The sequence below is a fragment of the Prescottella equi genome (assembly GCF_002094305.1).
Taxonomy (GTDB): domain Bacteria; phylum Actinomycetota; class Actinomycetes; order Mycobacteriales; family Mycobacteriaceae; genus Prescottella; species Prescottella equi.
The window spans coordinates 23,118-30,351 of record NZ_LWTX01000019.1 but is presented as its reverse complement, the minus strand read 5'-3'; the positions used below and the strand labels follow the sequence as shown (position 1 = coordinate 30,351).

Sequence of the window (7,234 nt, the reverse complement as noted above, 5' to 3'; positions counted from 1 at the left end):
GCAGCGGGTTGTCGATGGGCGCCTTGTTCTTCCAGATCTCGACGTCCTGCTCGAATCCGATTTCGACGCCCTTGGCGAACTCCGCGGCCACGGCGGCGGTTTCCGCGTCGGACAGTCCGGGGATCTTCTCCACGATGACGCCGTACTGGAGGACGAACGAGTTGTCGGTCACGGGGTAGTGGCAGTTGATGAGGATCGTCCTCATCGTGTGTCCGGCGGAGTCGTTCTCGAGCCAGTCGATCATGTACGAAGGACCGAAATAGGATGCTTCCGAACGCCCTTCGGCGTCCGGGTTCCCGTCGTAGTTGGTGCCGAGCATGACGTCGCCGCGCGGCTGTGAGCGCATGTACTGCGTCGCGATGTGTCCTTCGAAGACGTTCTTGAAGTACTTCGGGAAGGCGTAGTGGACGTAGAAGAAGTGCGCCATGTCGACGACGTTGTCGACGATCTCCCGACAGTGTGAACCCTCGATGCGGATCGAGTTCCAGGTCCAGTCGGTCCACTCGTCGGTGCCGTACTCCGCGATCTCGGGGATCGTGACGTCGGCCGGCGGCGGGTTGCCCTGCGGGTCGTTCCAGACGTACAGCTGGCCGTTGCGCTCGAGCGTGGTCCACGCGCGGGTCTTGGCGACCGGGGGAACGCGCCGGGCGTAGGGAATGTCGGTGCACTTGCCCTTGCCGTTCCAGCGCCAGTCGTGGAACGGACAGGCGATGGTGTCGCCCTTGATCTCGCCCTGGCTCAGGTCGCCGCCCATGTGGCGGCAGTACGCGTCGAGGACGTTGAGCTCGCCCTTGCTGTCGGCGAACACGACCAGCTTGGTGCCGAACGCCTCGATCGAGTGCGGCTTGCCGTCCTTGAAGTCCCGGATGAGACCGAGGCAGTGCCAGCCGCGCGCGAAGCGGGTGGGCGCCGCGGCGGCCTCGATCATCCGGACCTCTTCGGTCTGCGGCACATCTGTCGCGTCTGTGGTCATCGTTCCTCCGTTTGCATGTATGCGCCGGTGACACGGCTGTTGATCCGCATGATCCGGCCGGCGGCCCTCCGGTGTGAAGGGCATGTGTTCAGTGGATGGACAGGTCGGCGTCGCCCGAATTCGCGCCCGGCCCGGGCGGCCGCGGGCCTCTGCGTCGCAGGCCCGGGCGGTGCAGGTCGCGGAGTATCGCTACGGCCGTTTCCCGGACTGCGGCGCGGGCCTGTGTGGCGAGGGGGGAGAGGCGGGACGGGGTACAGACGGACACTGCGGCCGTCGTGCCACCTCGGGGAGCGACCCGGGCGACGATGTGTGCCAGTTCGCCGTCACCGCCATCGATCTGCGATGTTGTCTTGACAGGGTGGTGGGCCCCGGCGTCGGCCCAGCCGAGCAGTGCCTCCCCCAGCACGCTTCCTGCGGCGGGCACCCGTAAACCCGTGCGTGTCGGCGACAGTCGGTCGAGGGTGTCTCCGACCTTGCGGAGGTAGACGACATCGGTGCCGTCGAGGACGGCGAGGTGGACCACCAGCCCGGTCCTCCGATGGAGGCGAAGCAGGTGCGGCTCGGCTGCCTGCGCGAGGGGGTCCTGATCGAGGGCCAGCGAGCCGAGTTCCACCAGACGGGTTCCCAGGCGGTGCGTATTACCCTCCCGCTCGAGCCATCCGATCGCTACGAGTTGTTCGAGGATCCGATAGGTCGAGGTGCGTGGAAGGCGGGTGGAGTCCATGATGTCGCAGCCGGTCAGGGGGCTGTTCGATCCGAATGCGTCGAGGACCGTCCCGATCCTGTCGAGCAACGTCGTTCGGGCGACAGTGGTCGAACGGGAGGTGTGCGGGTTCTTCATGCTGCTCCGATCCGCGCGACGTGAACGGTGGGCCTGCTCGGCGACAGGAGAAGGGCGCTGGAGACGAGGTCGCATCTCCTTGGCAGCTTCTGTCTAGGTGGCAGAGTCTGCCACACGCTGGTGTCGAACAAAAGCCCCCGTGGCGAGGGTGCCGGGGTGACCCGGAGGAATCTCGTCCGCTGAGTGGACAGCAGTACTGGGCGCCTCCCCGGGCCGCGGACGATGCTGTCGCTCAACAGATTGTGGAACTGCTCGGGCGTCGACTCGCGTCACGTGGAGAGCGATCTATTGGTGTGGAGGAAGCATGGCGCCGTCGTTGACAGGTAGGACTGCCCTGGTCACGGGCAGCAGCAGGGGAATCGGACGTGCGGTGGCTCAGCGCTTGGCGGCGGAGGGCGCGACCGTGGTGGTGACCGCGCGATCCCGGGGGGTGTCGGAGTCGGTCCGGGCAGGCCGCAAGGCGGCCGTCGCGGGCAGTCTCGACGAGACGGTGTCCCTCATCGAGGAGGCCGGCGGTCGGGCCGTCGCCATTCCCGCGGATCTCGAGGACGCACAGGCGCGGGATCAATTGGTGGACAAGGTTGTCGACAGTGTCGGCAGCATCGACATATTGGTGAACAACGCGGGATTCGCCGACTACTCGTTGGTCGAGGAGATGGAAACGGCGACGTTCGATCGCACGGTCGACCATTACCTTCGTGTGCCTTTCGCGCTGTCGCGTGCCGCCATCCCACACATGCGAAAGCAGGGGGCGGGCTGGATCGTCAACATCGGATCCGTGACCGGGCTGGCCCCTATCCGCCCGTTCCGGGAGTACAACAAGATCTCGGGTGACGTGATCTACGGCTCGATGAAGGCGGCTGTCCACCGCTTCACCCAGGGGCTCGCAGCCGAGGTCCTCGACGCCGGCATCGCGGTCAACGCGGTGGGCCCGTCCACGGCGATCATGACGCCGGGTGCGGCGTCCCTGATCCCGGAGGGCTACGAGACGGAGCCCGTCGAATACCTGGCCCAGACGGTGTTGGCGATGTGCACGTTGCCTGCTGCGGAGCGAACCGGCCACGTCGCCTTCAGTCTCCACTACCCGTGGAGCCAGAACCTTCCCGTGATGACGCTCGACGGCCGAACCGAACTACCCCGCCGGGAACCGCCGGAGTGGGCCAACCCGAACATCCTGCCGGCAGGCCTTTGATCGACGACGAAAGAGGACACATGAGTCAGCTGGAGATTGCGCCCGAGGCCGTGGCGCAGACAGTGGCCAAGTGGTGGTTCCACTACGACGAGTGGACCCCCGACGTGCTTCGCGCCATGGCGACCGACGACTTCCACTTCGTGTGTCGAAGCGATACGGGCGCCACCGACTACGAGGACTTCATCCGCGCGGACCTGAACGGTGTGGACGCGGTCATGGCCTGGCAGGAGGCGCACCGCAGAGACAGTCCGTATCCTCTGCGGCACAACGGAACGAACGTCTTCGTCACCGGCTTCGACGGCACGGAGACCACCTTCTCCTCCTACATCTTCGTCACCAAGATTGTTGACGGCAAGCCCTTCAACTTGTCGAGCGGCATCGTCCGAGGAGCGATACGTGCGGGTGTCGACGGTGCGCCGCGACTCAGCGAGCTCGAGGTGGTACTCGATACGCGTGACTCCGTCCGCTATGCGGATCTGTCCGCAGGAGCTTCGGTGGGGGTGGGAGACGATCATGGCGCTCACGGCTGATGCTCAGCGCTTGATCGACGGCATCGCGGCCGACATGAAGTTGCCGATGCACACCTCCTCCGTGGGAGAACTGCGGGCTTCCTATGCGGCCCGGATGACCGCACCGACGACCGAGATCCATTCCGTGCGTGACGTGGTCGTTCCCTCAGCGGCCGGTGGGGTGCCGGTGCGCGTCTATCGACCGACGGACGAGGAGTCGCTGCCGGTCGTCATGTGGCTGCACAGCGGGGGATGTGTGTTCGGTGGTCTGGATCAGAACTCCGAATACCTGCGGAAGCTGAGCCTGGCGGCGGGCGTGGTCGTCGTTTCGGTCGACTACCGATTGGCACCCGAGCATCCGCACCCGGCCGCACTCGAGGACTGCCGGATCGTCTGGGACTGGCTGGTGTCCGGGCCTCCGGAGGTGCCCGCCGATGTGACACGTGCGGTGGTTGCGGGTGAGAGTGCCGGCGGCACACTCACCTTCGCCCTCACCCAACAGTTGCGTGACTCGGCGGGTTCGCTGCCCGTCGCGCAGGTGAGTTTCTACGGCGCAGCCGAGATGCGTGTGTCGAACCCGGAGCAACGGTGCCTGATCGCGTCCCCCGAAGACTGCGAATGGTTCTGGGACCTGTACGCGCCGGACCCGCAATCGCGACAGTTTCCGGACGTCAGTCCGGGTCTCGCCCGCGATCTCACGGGTCTGCCGCCCACCTTCGTCGTCACCGCGGAGGTCGATCCGACCAGAGACGCGACGGAGGCGTATGCGCAGCGACTCGCCGCCGCAGGTGTCGACGTGAACCTGATGCGCTACGAGGGTGTGATGCACGGCTTCGCGACCATGCTCGGGGCTCTTCCTCAGGCGCGCAACGTCTTCGACCGCACGGTGGCATTCCTTGCCCCGATCCTGGCGAGTCCGCGCGCCGGGACGTGACCGGTCGATTGCAAGCAAACCCCGGCCGGTACCGCCTGTCGGAGCACAAGAACTAGGAGGGGCAGTGTCCATAGCCCAGGTCAGATTCTCGACGGGCACAGCAGTCGTCACGGGTGGCGCCGCGGGGATCGGCGAGGGGTTCGTCCGACACCTTGCCGGTCTCGGCATGACGGTCGTCATCGCCGACATCGACGAGAGTCGCGCGGCAGCTGTCGCGGCGGACGTCGAGAGATCGGGAGGCGTCGCGGAACACTACCGACTCGACGTGACGGATCCGGCCGCCGTCGACGCGATGGCGGCGGACGTCTTCGCGCGGCACGGCACCGTCGAACTGCTCGTGAACAACGCGGGAGTGGAGAATGCCGGGCTCCTGTGGGAAGTCGGGGTCGAACGCTGGAAGCGCGTCATGGAGATCAATGTGGACGGTGTCTTCTACTGTCTGAGATCCTTCGTTCCACGCATGATCGCGGCCGACGCTCCGGCGTGCATAGCCAACCTGTCTTCGGTGGGCGGCCTGAAAAGCGTTGCGGTCCAAGCTCCGTACATCACCAGTAAGCACGCCGTGCTGGCGATGACCGAATGTCTCCATCAGGAATTGTCCCTCGTGGACGCGCCGATCCAGGTGTCGGCGGTGCTGCCGCACTCCATTCGGAGCCAGATCTTCCTGGCTGCTCAGGAGGCTTCTCCGTGCGAGAACGACACCGCCAACGCCGTCTTCGAGGCGATGCAGCGCGACAACGTCGAATCGGGGCTCGACCCGGTCGAAGCGGCCGCGCACATGACGGAGGCCATCGCGCGTGGAGATTTCTGGGTGTTCTCCGACGACGAGAAGTGTGCCGCGGTCGCGGCGCAGAGGGCCGGCCAGTTGGTCGGACTGACACCGCCACCGGATCCTCGGGAGATGCTCACACGGATGGGGATCGAGGTGAGTGCGTAGTGGCACCGGTTGCAGCTTCGCGCGCGGGACGACTGACTGCGCGGCACGCTCCGGCGCTGGTGGCAGCTGCTGTGTCCACCCTTCTCCTCGTGAGCTGCGGCACTGCGGATCCCGCCGAGTCGGACGGGGCGGACGAGCCGTACCGTGTGCTCGTCACCGGCGGGATCAGCGCGCAGGGGGCGCTCGCAGCCAACGCGCAGACGTCGATTCTCGCGGCGAAGGCCGGCGCGCAGGTGCAGAACGAGGCCGGCGGCATCGGTGGCCGCCGGATCGAGCTGACCGTCGTCGACGACGGAGGGGATCCGACGAAGGCCGTCACCGAACTGCGCAAGGCGATCACCGCGCAGAAGCCGGATCTGTGCCTGAGTTCGGGCCCGTCCGCGGTGAGTGCCGCGGTTCTGCCGATCCTGAACCAGAACGACATCCTTTCGTTCGGGGTGGCACCGACCTCGGATTCGACCGACCCGTCGAAGTTCCCGCTCAACTTCGACGTCGGTGTGGGCCCCACCGAAAGTGCGCGGGGGATCGTCGGTTTCGCGAAGGAGAAGGGTTACGACGACATCGGTGTGGTGCACGGCAGCACCGCGTACGGAGAGTCGTTCGGCAAGGAGATGACGAGCGCGCTGAAGGATGCGGGTCTCGAACAGGCCGGTAACGAGGAGTACGAGGCGACCGCCCTCGACATGACCGCGCAGCTGCAGGCCCTGAAGAACGCCGGTGCGAAGGCGATCGCGTTGGATGCGTACGGCGCGCCGCTCGGCTACGTACTGCAGAGTATGCAGCGGCTCGACTGGGACGTGCCGTTGATCGGGAACATCTCCGTCGGCGCGACGAACCTGGTCGCGAACGAACCACCGGCAGGCGTCCTCGGCACCCCGGCGAGCGAGAACCTCGTGGTCCAGGTGTTCGGCAGCACGGTTCACGACACCGACGCCGAGACGGTGAACCGGATGGTCGACACGATGGCGTCGCTCGGCACGATCTCGTCGACGCTGGTGATCGCCGGCCAGTATGACGCCTTCCCACTCGTCGCGGCCGCGGCCGAGTACGCGGGAACCACGACCGATGCCGCGAAGCTTGCCGAGGCACTCGAGACCGAGGAGGTCCAGGCGAACGCGTCCACGGCGTTCTTCTCGCGGTACCACTTCACCGCGGACGACCACGGGCCCAACCCGGATCAGGACGAGATGCGGTTCGTCGCCCCCACGAAGGTGCTCAACGGCCAGTTCGGCAATCCTCGCGCGTGAATTCGCCGACGACGAGACAGTGGAGGACGGAACGGATGGATACCAAGTCAGAGGGGGTCGTGGTGGGGACGGACGGGATGCCGCCGGCCGAGCAGGCAGCGGCGATCGAAGCGATCCGACGCGTCTTCTCCTCCCGGCTCCGCATCATGGACACCAAGCAGTGGGATCTCTACGGCAGCGTGCACACCGAGGACGTCGTCAGCGAGACCTTCGATCCGGACAATCCGGTGATCGGTCGGCAGGCGCTCACCGAGGCGATTCGGGCCGTGCTCGACGGCAACGTCTCGGTCACGTCCGTTCATCACGGTCATACTCCGGAGATCACGTTGACATCGGAGACGACTGCCGTGGGTGTCTGGGCCATGGAGGACATGCTGTGGTGGACCAACGGCGCGAGCGAGGAGCATCTGCACGGCTACGGGCACTACCACGAGGAGTACCGCAAGGTCGGCGACGACTGGCTGATCAGTCGTCGCCGGTTGACCCGCCTGCGGGTGGATCTGACCCCCGACTTCTTCGCGTATCGGGAGGAGTCCGCACGCATTCCGTGACCGGAGTGCGAACGCGCCGAGAAGGGCTGTGGCCCCGAGGATCGATCCTC

8 protein-coding genes are annotated in these 7,234 nt (G+C 66.2%); 6 read left to right on the top strand and 2 right to left on the bottom strand.

From position 1 onward, the window contains the following. Nucleotides 1–973: 3-ketosteroid-9-alpha-monooxygenase, oxygenase component (locus A6I89_RS24060; protein ID WP_081188586.1), on the bottom strand; the 973-nt coding region annotated here is incomplete at its 3' end. 88 nt (nucleotides 974–1,061) lie between these two features. Continuing rightward, nucleotides 1,062–1,814, bottom strand: a complete 753-nt coding sequence (locus A6I89_RS24055) for an IclR family transcriptional regulator (protein ID WP_022593870.1) — start codon at nucleotides 1,812–1,814, stop codon at nucleotides 1,062–1,064. Nucleotides 1,815–2,118: 304 nt separating this feature from the next. On the opposite strand from A6I89_RS24055, the gene A6I89_RS24050 reads away from it, so the two are divergent. The 6 genes from A6I89_RS24050 to A6I89_RS24025 all read left to right on the top strand — a co-directional run bounded on the left by A6I89_RS24050 (nucleotide 2,119) and on the right by A6I89_RS24025 (nucleotide 7,184). Then, on the top strand, nucleotides 2,119–3,006 hold the full coding sequence (locus A6I89_RS24050) for an SDR family NAD(P)-dependent oxidoreductase (RefSeq protein WP_005515831.1): 888 nt from the start codon (nucleotides 2,119–2,121) through the stop codon (nucleotides 3,004–3,006). Nucleotides 3,007–3,026: 20 nt separating this feature from the next. Continuing rightward, entirely contained in the window at nucleotides 3,027–3,536 is a 510-nt protein-coding gene (locus A6I89_RS24045; RefSeq protein ID WP_022593871.1) for a nuclear transport factor 2 family protein, read from the top strand. Further along, a complete protein-coding gene (locus A6I89_RS24040) occupies nucleotides 3,520–4,449 on the top strand; it encodes an alpha/beta hydrolase (RefSeq protein WP_022593872.1) in 930 nt (309 codons plus the stop codon). Before A6I89_RS24045 ends, A6I89_RS24040 begins: the two co-directional genes overlap by 17 nt. Nucleotides 4,450–4,513: 64 nt before the next feature. Next, nucleotides 4,514–5,386, top strand: a complete 873-nt coding sequence (locus A6I89_RS24035; RefSeq protein WP_022593874.1) for an SDR family NAD(P)-dependent oxidoreductase — start codon at nucleotides 4,514–4,516, stop codon at nucleotides 5,384–5,386. A gap of 32 nt (nucleotides 5,387–5,418) precedes the next feature. Continuing rightward, the gene (locus tag A6I89_RS24030) at nucleotides 5,419–6,633 is read left to right on the top strand and encodes an ABC transporter substrate-binding protein (RefSeq protein WP_044990426.1); all 1,215 of its coding nucleotides are present in this window, start codon (nucleotides 5,419–5,421) and stop codon (nucleotides 6,631–6,633) included. A gap of 35 nt (nucleotides 6,634–6,668) precedes the next feature. Next, nucleotides 6,669–7,184 carry a nuclear transport factor 2 family protein gene (locus A6I89_RS24025; protein ID WP_022593877.1) on the top strand — a complete coding sequence of 172 codons (516 nt, stop codon included), beginning with the start codon at nucleotides 6,669–6,671 and terminating at the stop codon, nucleotides 7,182–7,184. Nucleotides 7,185–7,234: the final 50 nt, after the last annotated feature.